The sequence below is a fragment of the Halorubrum sp. JWXQ-INN 858 genome, from assembly GCF_009806985.1.
Lineage (GTDB): Archaea > Halobacteriota > Halobacteria > Halobacteriales > Haloferacaceae > Halorubrum.
Genome location: NZ_WUAX01000009.1, coordinates 79,002 through 93,938 on the forward strand (window position 1 = coordinate 79,002; position 14,937 = coordinate 93,938).

Below are 14,937 nucleotides of genomic sequence, written 5' to 3' on the forward strand. Positions count from 1 at the left end.
TCAGCGATCGAGGGTGTCACGCGTCCCGGCCGATCCGGGCGACGCGGTGCGCTCCGTCCGCCCGCCGAGCGTCTCGAACTCGAAGTTCTCGAAGCCCTCGGGGGTGCGCCCCTCGACGGCGTAGACGTAGAGGGCGGTCTTCGCGATCCCCCAGATCGTCTGGCTGAGGAGATACGTGAAGACGAGCACGCCGCCTAAAAGCAGGACCGTTAGCAGGATCCCCGGCCCCGGGAAGACGGCGGCGACGGGCAACGACAGCGCGAGCGCCCCGATCGCCAGGACGACCCCCACGGCCGCGACGATGAGCGTGATCCCGAAGCCGGCGCCGATCGTCTCGCCCCAGGTCTCGCGGAACGCGCTCGCGCTGCGGGAGAACATCGACGTGACCGTGACGTCCTCGAAGACGATGACGGGGACGATGAAGAACGTCATGATCGCCCACCCGACCGCGAACAGCGACCGCATGATCCCGGCGATCGGGTTGTCCGAGTCCTCCATCGCCTTGAGGACGACGCTGACGGTCGCGGAGATCACGGACCAGACGACGATCGGTCCGAGTCGGTCGCTCACGGCTTTCAGACAGTCCATCACTGCTGGCTCTCGCCCGTGGAACGCCTCGTTCGCGCCGTACACCAGCGCGCACGCACAGTACGTGCTGACGAACGTCGTGAGGAAGTAGAGCACCAACAGCACGAGGAACTCCAGCCCGCTCCCGATCAGGTTCGCGATCAGCAGCGGGAAGAAGAACAGCACGAAGAACGCGGCACTGGCGACCCCCGCGAGCAGCGGGAACACCATGAGGTTCGGGTGATCACGGATGACGCCGACGCTGTCCTTCGTGAGCGTCCATCCGGTTTTCACCCGGTCGAAGAAGCCGACGCGGCTGGAACCGGTCCCTATTGACATAGCGGTGGGTTACTCCCACTTGGTTTATAAGTATACACGTCCGGCGGGCACCGACGGCGGAGTCGTCGACGACCGCCCCGTCGGTTCAGACCCGGATCTCGATGAGGAGATCGGTCTCGGGCGACCCCCCCATCGTCTCCCGTATCCGGTCCCACGAGAGGTCGACGCGTGCGGTCACCGCCTGCGCGGCCAGCGCGCCACAGGCGTTCCCGACGAGCAGGGGGACCTGGTAGTCACGGGGATCGTGTGAGAAGCCGTCGCCGGCGATCGCCGGGTCGCGCAGCGCCGTCGCGAGGAACCCGGACGCGAAGGCGTCCCCCGCCCCGGTCGTGTCGACCGGATCGATGTCGAACCCGGGGTGTGAGACGTCGCCGTGGGGCGTCCGGACGGTCGCACCGTCGCCGCCGAGCTTGATGACGACGACCCGGTCGTCGGGCTCCCACGGGTCGATGTCGGTCGTCTCCGCGACCGCCTCCGCCTCGGGGGCGTTCACGAACAGGACGTCGGTGGCGTGGAGCGCCGCGTCGTACGCGCGGTCGCCGACGCGACGGCCGGGGTCGAAGCTCCGGGTCGCGCCCGCCTCGCCGGCCGCCGCCGCGAGCGCCGTCGCCGTCTCGGGCCGCTGGCTCGTCAGGTGCAGGTGGTCCGCCGCGTCGAGCGTGTCGTGGTCGAGGTCGGCCGCCGAGAACGCCTCGTTGGCCCCGTCGTTGGCGAGCATCATCAGCTCCCCGTCGGCGTCGACGATGACGTACTTCACCGAGGTGGGCGCGTCGGCGTCGATGAGAACGTGACCGGGGTCGACGCCCGCGTTCGCCAGCGCCCGCAGCGCCAGCGCCCCCGACTCGTCGCCGCCGACGCTGCCGTACACGACCGACTGTCCGCCCAGGTCGACCAGTCCGACGGCGACGTTGGCCGCGCTCCCGCCGCCGGACTGTTCGAGCCGCTCGATCCGCGTCTCCCCGTCCGGTTCCGGGAGCCGACCGACGTGCATCGTCACGTCCCAGTTGATGTGGCCCGCCGAGATCACCTTCGGCGTCGTCGTCGACGCCTCGGGTTCGAGGTTCGGGTCGGGATCCGGGCTTGGCTCCGGGTCGCGATTCGAGCTTGGGCCCGGGTCGTGATTCGGGCTCTGGTCCGGGCCGTGATTCGGGCTTTGGTCCGGGTCGTGATTCCGGTCCCGTTCGGGAGCCGTCTCCGGACCGGGATCCGCTCCCTCCTCGCTCATGGCTCGGCCCACGGCCGCGCCGCCCCCTCGCCGAACAGTTCGCGCATCAGGGTCACGATGCTCTCGGGAGGGAACTGCCCGTGTTCGGTGACGATCGCGTCCATGTACCGCGGCGGCGTCACGTCGAAGGCGGGGTTCTCGACGGAGATCTCGCCGATCGCCGCCCGGGCGTCGGGCGCTATCACTTCGGCCTCGTCGCGCATCTCGATCTCGACGGTGTGGCCGGTCAGCGTCTCCGGGTGGAGCTTGATCGTCTGGGCGGCGGTCATGATCGGGACGCCGCGCTCGCGGGCGTTGACGGCGAGCCCCGAGGTGCCGACCTTGTTGATGACGCTGCCGTCCGCGGCGATCGAGTCGGCGCCCACGACGACGTGGTCGACGTCGTCGAGGTAGCGCCGCGCGGCGGAGTCGACGATGAGCGTGACGGGAACCCCCGCGTCGCGGAGCTGCTCGGCGGTGATGTGGCCCTGGTTCCGCGGGCGCGTCTCCTTGACGATCGCCTCGATCTCCTTGCCCTGTGCGACGGCCGCCTCGACGCACGCCAGCGCGTCCGTCGAGTGACAGTGCGTCATCACGGTGTCGCCGTCGGCGAGGCGGTTCGCGCCGATCTCACCGAGGTCGTCCTGTGCGCGGTCGAGCTGGCGGACGAACTCCTCGACGGCGTCGAGGATGCTCCGCCGAAGCGCGCCGACGTCGTCCCCCGCCATCCGTCTGAGGACGTATCGGAGCGCGTTCGGCAGCGAGACGGCGGTCGGACGGGTCTCGTGGAGGGTCCGCGCCGCGGCGCGCATCGACGCGCGAAAGGCGGCGGGGTCGTCCGCTTCGATCTCCCGCGCCTGCGTCGCCAACGCTTCGGCGGCCCCGGAAGCGATCGTCGCCGCCCCCCGGATCTCCATGGTCGCGATGGCTTCCGCGGTCTCCTCGACGGCGGGTGCCAGCTTCGGGTCGGTCATACCGGTACGGTAGCCGTCGCGGTATTTATAAAACCGGGCGTCCGCGGGGGCGTCTCACTGCTCGGAGCCCTGTCCGTAGCTCTCGAACTTCGCCTCGACGGTCGCGAGCTGCTCGTCGGTGAGCGTGTGCGGCTCCCCTACGGCGGACGATCGCAGGTAGAGCCGACAGAGGTCCTCCACGTGTCGGGTGTTCTCGACCGCGGTTTCGAGGTCGGGCCCGGTGACGACGAGCCCGTGGTTCGCGAGGATGACGGCGTCGGAGTCCGCCTCCGTCATCGCGGCGACGGCGTTGGCCGCCAGGTCCTCCGTGCCGTACGGCGCGTATCCCGCCAGCGGCACCTCGCGGCCGACCGCGACGATCATGTAGTGGATCGGCGGGAGCGGTCGGTGGAGCGTCGCCATCGTCGTCGCCCACGGCGAGTGGGTGTGGACGATCGCGCCCGGCCGGTCGTGTTTGTATATCCCCGTGTGCATCGGCACCTCGCTGGAGGGGGCCATCCGGCCCGCCTTCCGCTCGCCGTCGAGCCCGACGACGGGCACGTCGGCGGCGTCGAACGAGTCGTAGGGGACCCCCGTCGGGGTGACCGCGAACGCGTCGCCGCGGCGAACGCTCAGGTTGCCGGTCCGCCCCGGCGTGAGGTCGGCGAGCGCCGGCGCGTACTCGACGACGGTCTCGCGCTCGCGCTCGAGGGTCACAGCGCCACCTCCGTGACGTCCGCGAACGCGTCGATCCGGTGGTCCGGCCGCTCGGGCCCCGTCAGATCGCGGTCGGGATCGGCGTTGAACAGGACCGTGTCCATCCCGACCGCGTTCGCGCCGACGACGTCGGCCTCGACGTCGTCGCCGACCATGAACGCCTCGCTCGGGCGGAGATCGAGCGCCGCGAGCGGCGTGGTGAACGCGATCGCGCTCGGCTTCTCCCGGCCCACTTCCTCCGAGGTCACGACGCGGTCGACGAGGTCGTCGACCCCCAGCCGCGCGAGCTTCTCCAGTTGGATCCGGGTCGTGAGGTTGGTGACGACGACGACGGTCAGGCCGGCCTCCCGAAGCGCCCGGAGCGTCTCCTCGACGCCCGCGAACGGCTCGATCCGCTCGACGTAGCGGTCCCAGTACGCGCCGCCGATCGCGAGCGCGTCCGCCGCGTCGTGGACGTCGGCGTGGACCCTGAGCGCGCGTTTGAAGTAGAGAAAACGCTCGTGAGAGGCCGCGGTCCCGCGCAGCTCCCGTTTCGTCTCCCGGCGCGCGGTCGCGTACAGCGCGTCGAACGCCTCGCGATCGAGGTCGTAGCCGAGGTCGCGGAACGTCTCGAACGCCGCGCGCTTGCCCGCCTCGTTGCAGGGCGGGTACGGGTAGAGAGTGTCGTCGAGGTCGAAGAACGCCGCTTCGTAGCCCATGACTGACCGTCACGTGACCGCCACTTAAGGGTGGGCCGTCACCTGCGCCGTGGCACTTAAATGTGGGCCGTCGACCGATCCGGCGGGGCTGGCGTCGTTCGGTGGGCTCGGCGTCGTTCGGTGGGACAAGCTTCATGCTCGTGGCCGCGCTTGGTACCGACATGCACGCGAGCGACGATCGGGGCCGTCTGACACCCCTCGACGCCGCGGCCCGAGACCGGGGGATCGACCCCCCCGACACAGAAACCGGGCCGCGGGTCGCGCGGGTTCCGGAGCCGCACGTCAACGACACCTTCGCCGTCGACGGGATCGACACCAAGCGGCGAGAGGCGCTGACAGAGGCGCTGCTGGCCGACCGGGAGGGCGTGAGCGCGGCGTCGGCGACGGGGCGGAACGGGACCGTCGGCGTTCACCACGACCCCGCGGTGAGCCGGGCGGACCTGCGGGCGGAGCTCGAGTCGTACGGGCTCGCGGTCGCGCCGGGCGACGAGGCGTTCGCGACGCGCCGGGCCGCACAGTTCGACGCCGCGCGGGTCGCCGTCGCCGTCCTCTTCGGGCTGATGGTCGCGGTGCCGTACGTCGGCGTGCTCTACCCGACGCGGGTCGAGTGGCTGTTCTACGATCCCGTCACCGTGGCGTACCTCCAGTCGATCCTCGACTCACGCGTCGCCACCCACTTCTTCGTCAACCTCGCCGCGCTCTCCGGCATCGCCTTCCTCGTCGCCTGCGGGCCGATGGTTCGCCGCGCGGCCGACGCGCTGCTGGCCGGCCGGCCGACGAGCGAGGTCGCCTTCGTCGGTGGCATCCTCGCGGTGTACGGGTACAGCACGCTCGCCGCCTTCACCGGCTTCGGCGGCAACGTCCACTACGACCTCGTCGCCTACGCCGTCGTCGCCGTCACGCTCTGGACCCGCTTCGCGACCGACGCGACCGCCGACGCGCCCGCGGCGGAGCCCGGCACGGCCGACCCCGTCGCTCACGACACCGAGGACGAGCCCGTCGCGCTCACGGACGGCGGACGGTAGCGGCTTCGATCATCACGGCTTACGACCGTCCGTACGTCTCGGGATGACGGCCAACGCTCCGCTACCCGAGTCGTTCCAGCCACGCTTCCGCGACCCGCGGGAACGCGAGGACGCCGACCAGCGCGACCAGGACCGTCGCTCCCAGCCCCGCGCCCACGCCGATCCCGGGATCGACCGATGCGGCGACCCTCCCGCCGACGGCGAGGCCACCGAAAACGGCGAGCGCCATGACCCCGTTGTAGTAGGGGATCCGGAGGACGAGCAGCGAGGGGGCCAGCGTCACCCACCCGAGGGTGTCAGTCGCTAACGGTCGGATCCAGCCGCCACGGACGAGCGTGCCGATGAAGACCGCGACCGCCCACGCGACGAGCCCCGTCGCCTTCGCGTCGAACCACCCAGTCGCCGGGTAGTCCATCACGAACAGCAGGACCGGGAGCGAGAAGACCGTGACCTCCGCGAAGATCCGCGTCGCGTCGTGTAAGAAGACGCCGACACCGCTCTTCTCGGTCCGAGTGAGGTGGCCGTACCCGTACCACGTCCGCCGCTCCGTCGTTCGAGCGGCGGCGGTTTCCCTCCCTGGCGGCCCGCGACGACGGGTCATCGACGATAGCGGCCCCTCACGAGCCGGTCACCTCCGGTTCGTCCGTGTCGTCCGTGTCGACCGTGTCGTCCGTGTCGACCGTGTCGCCCGGCCCTCCCGCGTCGAGCGGGACTCGATCACCGATCCTGACGGGGTCGTCGACGGCGACGGCGCTCCCCCATGACGTCTCGGGAACGACGGTGTTGACCATCAGCCGGAAGTCGTGGTCGAACCAGTCGCCGCCGGACCAGTCGGGCATCGTCTCCCGGCGCTTCCGAAGGAACGTCTCCCTGAAATCGGGGTGCTCCGCACCGGTGTCGGGGTGTCGCGAGGGGACGACACACCGTTGACAGGGGTTGACGCCGAGGAGGTCGACCCCGTCGATCGAGAACCGGACGCGCGAGTCGCGGTCGGCGAACAGCCGGTCCTCCCAGAACGCGGGGACGTCCGCCACCACGACGTTCGGTCGGAGCCGCCGCCGGGCCTCGGTGGCGTCGGCGACGCCGTCGAACCACGAGGCGAACGCCGAGAGGGTCGCTGCGGAGACGACGGTCGGCCCGGTCGCCTCCCGGTCGTCCGGGAACCCGCCGTGGGGCTCCCGGACGAGGTCGACGGGGTAGCCGAGATAATCGCCCATCCACGACTCGATCACGGACCGGTCGTCCGGGAGGTCGAACGTGCGCTCGTCGGCGGGGGTTCCGTCGCGTTCGGGTCGGCGGAGCGTCACCGCCGTCGGTGTCGCGTCGGTCTCTCCGGCGAGGGCGTAGCTCGCACGGATCCGATGGATGGCCGGCTCGCTTTTCCCGTTGACGTAGCCGCCACCGCCCCCGACGGACGCCGTGTTCGGGTCGACGCCGGCCTCCACGAACGCGTACGAGCGGTCCCCGCGGAGCGCCCCCGCCGTGCCGACCGACGCACGGTCGACGACGACTCCGTCGAGGGACTTCACCGGGTACGCGACGAGTTCGCCGATTCGTGCCATAGCGGCGGTTGGTCGGGGGACGATAAAAACGGTCGGACGCCATGGGTTCCGTATCCGACGGGACAGTCGGACGCGACGTCGGAACCGCCCTCGGCGTTACGCTACTCGGCGTCGTCGGCGTCGTCCGCGTCGTCGGCGTCGTCCGCATCGTCCGCGTCGTCAGCGTCGTCAGCGTCGTCATCGGGGACCTCGATCCCGGCCGCATCGAACGCGGCGGCGACCTCGTCTTCGGGGACCGTGTGGTAGCCGTCCGCGTCGGTGATCGTCGCGACCGCGAGGTCGCCGGGCTCCAGTTCGTCGTCGCGAGCCGCGAGCGCGCGGATCCCGAGACCGACGCCGTCGTCGAGCGAGAGGTCCTCGCTCCACTCCTCCTCGAGGACCTCCTGGATCGCCTTCCGGCCGCCCCCGATCACGGTCGCCTTCCACTCGTTGGGGGTCCCGGAGGGGTCCGCGGCGAACAACCGCGGCTCGCCGTTCTCGATCCCGCCGATCAGGAGCGCCGCACCGTACGGGCGGGTGCCGCCGCGCTGGGTGTTCTCCTGGACGTGGTCGGTGACGTACTTCGTCAGCGCCTCGACGCCGACCGGCTCGCCGTACCGGAGGCGGTTCCCCTGTGCCTGCCGGCGCGCGAAGTCGATCAGCTGCCGGGCGTCCGCGACGTGGCCCGCGCTCGCGGTGCCGACGTGGTCGTCGAGCTTGTGGAGCTTCTCGATGCTCTCGGCCTCCATCAGCGTCGAGGAGGCGCGGGACATCGCGACGAAGACGACGCCCTCAGCGGTTCGGACCCCGACGCTCGGCGCGCCGCGGGAGACCGCCTCGCGGGCGTACTCGACCTGATAGATCCGACCGTCCGGCGAGAACAGCGACGTACCGCGGTCGTATGCCTGCTGGTCGTTACCGCCCATCATCGACGATCACCCGTCCACACGTGTACGCGTTCGCTCATTGCCACTACGTAACGGCGGACGGTTGAAAAAGCCTCCCTAACCGGGACGGGCCGGCGATGGGTGCGGTGCACGGAACGGCGGGGGGCGCATCGCACGGAGCGGTGGGGGGCGCATCGCACGGAACGGCGGGTGTGCGCCGCCTTCAGTTCTCCGCACGAACGTAGGTGACGAACGCGAGGTCTCCTTCCACCTGCCGGTCCGTTTCGACCCACTCCGTGGGGTCCCACGCCGGGAAGCGCGTGTCCCCGTCCGGCGAGTCGGGGATCTCCGTGATAACCATCCGGTCCGCGACGTTGAGGAACGCCTCGTACACCGTCGCCCCTCCGATCACGTAGACGGTCGAGACGCCGCGGTCGACGGCGTTCGCCCGGGCGCGTTCGATCGCCGCCTCGACGTCGTGTGCGACGACCGCCCCCGTCGGGAGGTCCAGGTCCCGCGTGGTCAACACGATGCTCGTTCGGTCCGGGAGCGGGCCACCGATCCGGTCGGCGATGCTCTCGTAGGTGGTTCGCCCGACGATCACTGGGTGGTCGACGGTGAGCCGTTTGAAGTGCCGCAGGTCCGCCGGGTAGTGCCAGGGCATCCCGTCGTCCGCGCCGATGACGCGGTTCGCCGCGACGGCCGCGACGAGAACGAACTCGACGTCCCCGTCGGCGTTCGTCCCCGCGTCCGCATCAGCATTCGTCCCCGTCATCACTCCGCGACGGCGAACGTCAGCCCGTCGGCGCAGTCGTAGTCGACGATCGCGACGTCCTCGTACGTCAGCTCGTCGAGCGGCTTGTCCGCGATCTCGATCCGCGGTCGCGGACGGGGCTCCCGCGAGAGCTGTTCGAGGAGCCCGGGGACGTGGTCGTACCCCGCCTCCCCGTCGGCCTCCGCGGGAGCTTCCCCTTCGAGCCACTCCTTGATCGACAGGTAGCCCGCCCTGTCGTCCACGTCCGCGAGCCGCTCCTGAAGCTCCGAAAGGTGTTGTGCGTACCACGCGCCGCGGTCACCCCGTCCGCAGTAGACGTGGGCGTCGACGACGGTGTGGCCGAACTCGCCGACCTCGAACCCGGACTGCTGGGCGAGCGCGTTCGCGAGCAGCGCGTACGCGGCGATGTTGAAGGGCACTCCGAGCGCGATGTCGCCGGAGCGCTGTGTGAGGTGCAGGTTGAGCCGGCCGTCCTGTACGTTGACGACGAACGTGTAGTGACACGGCGGCAGCGTCGAGGTCGCGGCGTTCGCGGGATGCCACGCGCTCACCACCATCCGACGCGAACGAGGGTTCTCCGCGAGCGTGTCGAGGACGTACCCGATCTGGTCGAAGGTCCGGCGCTCGTGGCCGTCGGCGTCCTCCTCGACGGTCACCCAGCGGTGTGCGTCCTCGGGCCACGTCTCGCCGGGCAGGCCGGCGGCGTCGTCCGGCACGGGGTATCGTCGCCAGAACCGACCGTACGCGGTGTCGAGCCGCCCCGCCTCGTCGGCCCACGCGTCCCAGATCTTCGTCTCCTCGCGCAGGTTCCGGACGTGCTCCTCGCCCGAGAGGTACCAGAGCACCTCGTGGATCAGCGAGTTCCAGCGGTAGCCGTCCATCCGCTTCGTCGTGAGGAGGGGGAACCCCTCCGAGAGGTCGACCGTGTACTGGCCGCTGAAGCTCGCGACGGTGTCGACGCCGGTCCGGTTCGGCTTGTACGTGCCCGTCGACAGGGTGTCGTCGACGAGATCGAGGTACTGTTGCATGGGTGTCGGTCCCCCGCGACCGTCGCGGTCGGCGGGGTGGAGTCTCTACCATAGCGCGGACCGGCAAGGACGTAAACGGTCCGGAAACAGTCGTGGACGGATCGGTCGGGTTGACGAGGTGATCGGTCGAGACAACGAACGGATCGGCTCCGGCGGGGTCCCGAGGTCCCCATCGGGCGACATCCCGAGTGATTTATAAATCCGGGATCCCGTCGCGGCCGAGGACGATCTCCTGTCCCTCGACGTCCTCCAGCGCGGCCACCCGGCCGCCGATCTCGACGGGACCGGACTCCGTCTCGACGACGAGCGAGGCGACCTCCTCCGTGTCCTCGAAGGCGACGTCGACGACCTTTCCGCGGACCGTGACCGGCTCGCCCGTCTCGATGTCCCGGCCCTCCACGGCGGCGTAGAACTCGCCGTCCAGCTCGCGGACGTCCTTCACCGCGCGGCGGATCGAGGCGTATCGACGCGGGAACGGTCGTGCCTTCCCGTCGGCGACGAGCGTCTCGGCGGTCGTCCAGAGCACGGTGCCGAAGAAGCCGGAGACGAGGAAGCCGAGCGCCGAGCGGTTGAAGATGACGCCGTAGCGCTCTCGGTCGTCGCGGAGCGCGTCCTGGGTGGCGTAGACGGAGTACTCGCCGTCGCCGACCGCGAGGACCGGCGTGGTGATCCCGCGTCGCGCCCGGGCGATGGTCGCGACGTCGAGGTAGTCGAACTCCGCAGGGTCCGGCGCGCGCGAGGCGGGCGTGACGAGCAGTTCGATGCTGACGCCCTCGGCGACCTTCCGCGCGAGGTCGTCGCGGAACCGACGGAGCAGATCGGGCGTCAGCGACACGGCCAGCTCGTACTCCGCGCCCGTGATCACCTCCTCGATGTATCGGAGGATCGTCGACCGCGACTTGACGAGCGACACCGCCTCCGTCTCGCGGGTCGGGGCCGTGTACCGGGCCTCCAGCTCGTCGACCATCTCCGAGAACGACGATCGGAGCTCCCCGAACGCGTCGGCGGGGTCGACCGCGACGATCTTCATCGGACGCGACTCCCGGAGCTCGACGAGCCCGCGGTCGGAGAGGCTCCGGACGGTGTCGTACACGCGCGGCTGTGGGATGTCCGTTCGCTCGGCGATGTCGCTCGCGGTCAGTTCCCCGTGTTCTAACACGGCGAGGTACGCGTCGATCTCGTACTCGCCGAGGTTGAACCGGTCGCCGACGTAATCGAGGGTCGCGCGGAGATCGTCTGCCATGTCCCGTCCAACACGGCCCCGCGGTATATGTTTTTACTATGTGACGAGTTGCACGCCGTTTCGAAGCTGAATACCCGACTTGCAGCACGAGGGGCCGACTGTTCGACGATTCGACGGCTTGACGACTCGACCGCTTGACGGCTTGACGACTCGACCGCTTGACGGGACGCCACGGATTCGAACCGGGTTACCACCGGGTCGCCACCGGATCGCTGAGCCGTCGGCTACATGTACATCCGGTCGTCGCTCTGTTCGTGTTCGCGCCTCTCGATCCGCTCCGCGAGGTCCTGGTAGTACTGGCGGATCTCGGCGGCGAACGTCTCCAACGGCCCCGCATCGACGCCGAGATCGTACGCCTCGTCGACCGTTTCGACGAGCCGCACCGCCGCGTCGACGTCGGGCGCTTGCGCGTGGACGGGCGTGACGAACAGCCCGACGGCCAGCGGCGAGTCCATCCCGTACTCGAGGAACGCGGCGTTCATCCCGTCGAGGAACCCGGCCTCCATCGGGGGAACGTCCAGCCCTTCGAGGCGACTCTCCCGGTAGTCGTCGGTCGCGACGTAGAACGTTCGGTGCCCTTCTTCCCCGTGTGGGATCGGGACCCCGGCGAGCACAGAGATCTCGGCGACCTCGTTGTCCGCGGTCCAGTCCAGGATCGACGTCGCGAGCGCTTCGCCGAGGACGGAGGGAACGAACTGTTCACCGACGAGGATCGTCACGTCGAGGTCCGGCCGCGAGTAGAGCCGCGTCGGGTGTCGTGGGCGTCCCTTCTCGAACGGGGTGATCGACGGGACCCCCTCCGCGCGGATGTGGCCGGTCTCCTCGAGTTCGAGGTGGTCGACGAGGTAGTCGACCGCGGTGAGTCCGGCGAGGCCGTACGCAGAGAACCCAGCGAGGAGGCTCTCACTCGGGGACGATTCGTGAGTGACGTCGAACGACGGAGTGTCGCGGAACATCCCGAACATACGTGCGATTCGTTCGGAGTCGTGTTAGCGTTTCCCCCGGTCCGGATCCGCGGGAGGAAACGCTTTTTCGGGTGGGGGACGCGGATAGGCCATGGTCCAGACGGACGGCATCGTGCCGGTCACCGAGTGGTTCCCGTGGCTGGCAGAGGTGCCCGGCGTGCGCGTGCTCTTCGTCGTCCTCTGTGTCGTGGTCGGCGCGGTGTTCGCGCGATTCCTCGTCCGGCTCCTCGGCCGTCCCGTCGCGCAACGGTTCTCCCGACAGAGCGTCGCCCAGACGATCATCCGGGGCGTCCGCGTCGGGACCATCGGGTCCGCCCTGCTGTTCGGGCTGTGGTCGGTCGGCGTCCGGTTCACCGACGTGCTCCTCATCGGGACGGTGCTCTCCGCGGTCATCGGCATCATCCTCGCGCCGCTCATCGGGAACTTCATCAACGGCGTGTTCATCCTCGCGGACCAGCCGTTCGAGATCGGCGACATGATCGAGTTGGAGGACGGCACCCAGGGGTTCGTCGACGACATCACGATCCGGTACACGAAGATCTTCACGCTGGACAACACCTTCCTCGTCGTCCCGAACGGGAACATGCGCGACCGCGACGTCACCAACTACTCCGCCGAGGACGAGCGCACCCGCCGGACCCTCGACCTGCTCGTCACCTACGAGTGCGACGTCGCCGAGGCCCGCCGGATCATGGAGCGAGCCGCCCGGAACTGTAAGGCGGTCATCGAGGGGGGCCCCGACATCCGGATCGGCGTCGCGCGGTACAACGCGAGCCCCGACTGTCGCGTCCACGAGTTCGCCGACGACGGCGTCCTCCTCCGCCTGCGGTACTGGGTGAAGAAGCCGTACAAGCTCGGCAAGGTCCAGTCCGACGTCAACGCACGGGTCCGCGAGCTCGCCGCCGACGCCGACGTGGAGATGGCGTACCCCCACCGTCACCTCGTCTTCGACGACACCTCGGGGATCGCTCGCGTCGGCCTCGATCCCGACGACGCTCCGATCGGGGACGCCGACGGCGACACCTCGGCCGAGGACGTCGACGGTGGCGCGGACGCGTCCGATCCTGGCGGCTCCGACGCCGAAACCGAGTCCGAGAGGAGCGGGACACGCTCCGGAGGCGGAGAAACGGGACGCGAACGCGACGACGACCTCGATCGCCGCCCCGATCGCGACGACCAGGACGCGAACCCTCCGGGATGAGACCCGGACGAGGGCGCGTAGATCGGCCAGGCGGATCCCTATAGATCGGCCAGACGGATCCCTATAGATCGGTCGGTCGGAACCGCAAGGGTGATTGGCGGACGAGCACCCCTATCGATACGTGACGAGCCCGCCCTCCACGGATCCGTCAGACGACCACGAGCCGAGCGGCAGCGAGGATCGGCCTCCGGAGCCGTCGGCCGATACCGACGACCCTCGCGACTCGATCACCGAGGGGAGCCTGATCCGTCCGCTGTTTCATCTGGCGTGGCCGATCGTCGTCATCCAGCTGCTCCAGGTGACGTACAACGTCGTCGACACCCTCTACCTCGGCCGGCTCTCGGCGGAGGCGGTCGGGGCGATCAGCCTGGCGTTCCCGCTCATCTTCCTGCTGATCGCGGTCGCCGGCGGGTTCACCACGGCGGGCGCGATCCTCGTCGCTCAGTACACCGGCGCGAAAGGCGACCGCTCGGCCGGCCTCGTCGCCGGACAGACGGTCCTCACCGTCGCCGTCCTCTCGGTGGCTATCGGGGCCGTCGGCTACCTCTACACCCGGCCGGCCCTGGAGCTGTTGCCGAGCGATCCGGACACCGCGGCGACGGTGGTCCCGCTCGCGGCCGATTACATGGAGATCATCTTCCTCGGGATCCCGCTGATGTTCGGCTTCTTCGTCTTCTCCGCGCTGATGCGCGGCTACGGCGACACTCGAACGCCGATGGCCGTGATGTTCCTCTCCGTGCTCCTGAACGTGGTCCTCGACCCGTTCCTCATCTTCGGGTTCGCCGACAACCCCCTGTTCGGATGGCTCGCCGCGGTCCCGGGCGTCGCCGCGCTCGATCCCGTCGCCGTCGAGGCGTCGCTGTTCGCGGCGACGGGGTTCACCGGGTACGGGATCGAGGGGGCGGCGCTCGCGACGATCGCCGCGCGCGGCGTCGCGACCGCCGTCGGCCTCTGGCTGCTGTTCGCGACGGACCTCGGGCCGGCGGTCACCGTCGCCCACCTCGCGCCGGACCTCGAGTTCATCGGCGACATCTTTCGGCTGGGGCTCCCCTCCAGCGTCGAGCAGACGACGAGCGCGCTGGCGATGATCACCCTCACGGCCATGATCGTGACGTTCTCGCCCCCGGTCGTCGCGGCCTACGGGCTCGGGAACCGGCTCATATCGCTCGTCTTCCTGCCAGCGATGGGGCTCGGCCGCGCCATCGACACGATGGTCGGTCAGAACCTCGGCGCGGGGCGCGCCGATCGGGCCGCGAGAGCGGTCCGGCTCGCGGCGACGACCGGTGCGGGGGTGATGCTCGTCGTCGCCGTCGTCGCCGTGACGTTCACGGAGCCGATCGTCGCCGTCTTCCTCGGCGACGTGCCGGACGCCCCGGCGACGATCGCGTACGCGGTCGACTACGTGCGGATCCGGTCCGTGGAGTTCGCCTTTATCGGCGTCTCACAGGTGATCCTCGGCGCGTTCCGCGGGGCCGGCAACACCAAGACCGCGATGGTGATCTCGATACTCACCCTCTGGGTCGGCCGCGTCGCGAGCGTCGGGTACCTCGTGTTCGTCGCCGGCTGGGGCGTGACCGGGGTGTGGGTCGGGATGGCGGTCGGTAACGTCCTCGGCGCAGTCATCGGCGTCGCGTGGTTCGCCCGCGGCACCTGGACCGAGCGATACGTCGACGACCCGCGCCCCGAGGCCGACCCGATCGGCGAGGACTGACGCACGTCGCCGGCGCGGTGCGGGTGCGAGCGGACGGGAACGCGGGAACGACGAAAAAGCGGGGAGGGCGGGAAAAGCGGGAA

The 14,937-nt window shown here is 69.9% G+C and carries 15 protein-coding genes; 3 read left to right on the top strand and 12 right to left on the bottom strand.

Translation table 11 applies throughout. The features are described from left to right. The 5 genes from GRS48_RS07590 to GRS48_RS07610 all read right to left on the bottom strand — a co-directional run bounded on the left by GRS48_RS07590 (position 1) and on the right by GRS48_RS07610 (position 4,478). Entirely contained in the window at positions 1 to 906 is a 906-nt protein-coding gene (locus tag GRS48_RS07590; protein WP_159485167.1) for a DUF6159 family protein, read from the bottom strand. Positions 907 to 991: 85 nt separating this feature from the next. Further along, on the bottom strand, positions 992 to 2,131 hold the full coding sequence (locus tag GRS48_RS07595) for a carbohydrate kinase family protein (RefSeq protein WP_159485169.1): 1,140 nt from the start codon (positions 2,129 to 2,131) through the stop codon (positions 992 to 994). Beyond that, positions 2,128 to 3,084, bottom strand: a complete 957-nt coding sequence (locus tag GRS48_RS07600; protein WP_159485171.1) for a ribose 1,5-bisphosphate isomerase — start codon at positions 3,082 to 3,084, stop codon at positions 2,128 to 2,130. Before GRS48_RS07600 ends, GRS48_RS07595 begins: the two co-directional genes overlap by 4 nt. 54 nt (positions 3,085 to 3,138) lie before the next feature. Beyond that, entirely contained in the window at positions 3,139 to 3,780 is a 642-nt protein-coding gene (locus GRS48_RS07605; RefSeq protein ID WP_321168347.1) for a class II aldolase/adducin family protein, read from the bottom strand. Beyond that, the gene (locus GRS48_RS07610; protein WP_159485173.1) at positions 3,777 to 4,478 is read right to left on the bottom strand and encodes an HAD family hydrolase; all 702 of its coding nucleotides are present in this window, start codon (positions 4,476 to 4,478) and stop codon (positions 3,777 to 3,779) included. The genes GRS48_RS07605 and GRS48_RS07610 overlap by 4 nt, the downstream gene beginning before the upstream one ends. A 161-nt stretch (positions 4,479 to 4,639) precedes the next feature. On the opposite strand from GRS48_RS07610, the gene GRS48_RS07615 reads away from it, so the two are divergent. Then, entirely contained in the window at positions 4,640 to 5,503 is an 864-nt protein-coding gene (locus GRS48_RS07615; RefSeq protein ID WP_159485175.1) for a hypothetical protein, read from the top strand. A gap of 61 nt (positions 5,504 to 5,564) precedes the next feature. On the opposite strand, the gene GRS48_RS07620 is transcribed toward GRS48_RS07615, so the two are convergent. From GRS48_RS07620 to GRS48_RS07650, 7 genes are all read right to left on the bottom strand, one after another. After that, positions 5,565 to 6,104: a hypothetical protein gene (locus GRS48_RS07620; protein WP_159485177.1), complete on the bottom strand. Its 540-nt coding sequence runs from the start codon at positions 6,102 to 6,104 to the stop codon at positions 5,565 to 5,567. A 16-nt stretch (positions 6,105 to 6,120) separates the two neighbouring features. Beyond that, positions 6,121 to 7,065 carry an MOSC domain-containing protein gene (locus GRS48_RS07625; protein WP_159485179.1) on the bottom strand — a complete coding sequence of 315 codons (945 nt, stop codon included), beginning with the start codon at positions 7,063 to 7,065 and terminating at the stop codon, positions 6,121 to 6,123. A gap of 101 nt (positions 7,066 to 7,166) precedes the next feature. Further along, positions 7,167 to 7,970, bottom strand: a complete 804-nt coding sequence (gene psmA / locus GRS48_RS07630; RefSeq protein WP_159485585.1) for an archaeal proteasome endopeptidase complex subunit alpha — start codon at positions 7,968 to 7,970, stop codon at positions 7,167 to 7,169. A 184-nt stretch (positions 7,971 to 8,154) separates the two neighbouring features. Continuing rightward, the gene (locus GRS48_RS07635) at positions 8,155 to 8,706 is read right to left on the bottom strand and encodes a dihydrofolate reductase (RefSeq protein ID WP_159485181.1); all 552 of its coding nucleotides are present in this window, start codon (positions 8,704 to 8,706) and stop codon (positions 8,155 to 8,157) included. Next, complete coding sequence (gene thyA / locus GRS48_RS07640) at positions 8,706 to 9,734, bottom strand: thymidylate synthase (protein WP_159485183.1); 1,029 nt, start codon at positions 9,732 to 9,734, stop codon at positions 8,706 to 8,708. Before thyA ends, GRS48_RS07635 begins: the two co-directional genes overlap by 1 nt. 193 nt (positions 9,735 to 9,927) lie before the next feature. Continuing rightward, on the bottom strand, positions 9,928 to 10,977 hold the full coding sequence (trmB, locus tag GRS48_RS07645) for an HTH-type sugar sensing transcriptional regulator TrmB (protein WP_159485185.1): 1,050 nt from the start codon (positions 10,975 to 10,977) through the stop codon (positions 9,928 to 9,930). 224 nt (positions 10,978 to 11,201) lie between these two features. Then, the gene (locus GRS48_RS07650) at positions 11,202 to 11,942 is read right to left on the bottom strand and encodes a proteasome assembly chaperone family protein (RefSeq protein ID WP_159485187.1); all 741 of its coding nucleotides are present in this window, start codon (positions 11,940 to 11,942) and stop codon (positions 11,202 to 11,204) included. Positions 11,943 to 12,033: 91 nt separating this feature from the next. Here GRS48_RS07650 and GRS48_RS07655 point away from each other — a divergent pair, with 91 nt between their 5' ends. Then, positions 12,034 to 13,143 carry a mechanosensitive ion channel family protein gene (locus GRS48_RS07655; RefSeq protein ID WP_159485189.1) on the top strand — a complete coding sequence of 370 codons (1,110 nt, stop codon included), beginning with the start codon at positions 12,034 to 12,036 and terminating at the stop codon, positions 13,141 to 13,143. A gap of 121 nt (positions 13,144 to 13,264) precedes the next feature. Further along, positions 13,265 to 14,854, top strand: coding sequence for an MATE family efflux transporter (locus GRS48_RS07660; RefSeq protein ID WP_321168348.1), 1,590 nt, complete (start codon positions 13,265 to 13,267; stop codon positions 14,852 to 14,854). Positions 14,855 to 14,937: the final 83 nt, after the last annotated feature.

Bases quoted from the DNA above. Each gene is read 5' to 3' on its own strand.
- psmA (WP_159485585.1), bottom strand. From the start codon at position 7,970: ATGGGCGGTAACGACCAGCAGGCATACGACCGCGGTACGTCGCTGTTC.
- GRS48_RS07655 (WP_159485189.1), top strand. From the start codon at position 12,034: ATGGTCCAGACGGACGGCATCGTGCCGGTCACCGAGTGGTTCCCGTGG.
- GRS48_RS07625 (WP_159485179.1), bottom strand. From the start codon at position 7,065: ATGGCACGAATCGGCGAACTCGTCGCGTACCCGGTGAAGTCCCTCGAC.
- GRS48_RS07600 (WP_159485171.1), bottom strand. From the start codon at position 3,084: ATGACCGACCCGAAGCTGGCACCCGCCGTCGAGGAGACCGCGGAAGCC.
- GRS48_RS07650 (WP_159485187.1), bottom strand. From the start codon at position 11,942: ATGTTCGGGATGTTCCGCGACACTCCGTCGTTCGACGTCACTCACGAA.
- GRS48_RS07635 (WP_159485181.1), bottom strand. From the start codon at position 8,706: ATGACGGGGACGAATGCTGATGCGGACGCGGGGACGAACGCCGACGGG.
- GRS48_RS07615 (WP_159485175.1), top strand. From the start codon at position 4,640: ATGCACGCGAGCGACGATCGGGGCCGTCTGACACCCCTCGACGCCGCG.
- trmB (WP_159485185.1), bottom strand. From the start codon at position 10,977: ATGGCAGACGATCTCCGCGCGACCCTCGATTACGTCGGCGACCGGTTC.
- GRS48_RS07610 (WP_159485173.1), bottom strand. From the start codon at position 4,478: ATGGGCTACGAAGCGGCGTTCTTCGACCTCGACGACACTCTCTACCCG.
- thyA (WP_159485183.1), bottom strand. From the start codon at position 9,734: ATGCAACAGTACCTCGATCTCGTCGACGACACCCTGTCGACGGGCACG.
- GRS48_RS07595 (WP_159485169.1), bottom strand. From the start codon at position 2,131: ATGAGCGAGGAGGGAGCGGATCCCGGTCCGGAGACGGCTCCCGAACGG.
- GRS48_RS07620 (WP_159485177.1), bottom strand. From the start codon at position 6,104: ATGACCCGTCGTCGCGGGCCGCCAGGGAGGGAAACCGCCGCCGCTCGA.
- GRS48_RS07590 (WP_159485167.1), bottom strand. From the start codon at position 906: ATGTCAATAGGGACCGGTTCCAGCCGCGTCGGCTTCTTCGACCGGGTG.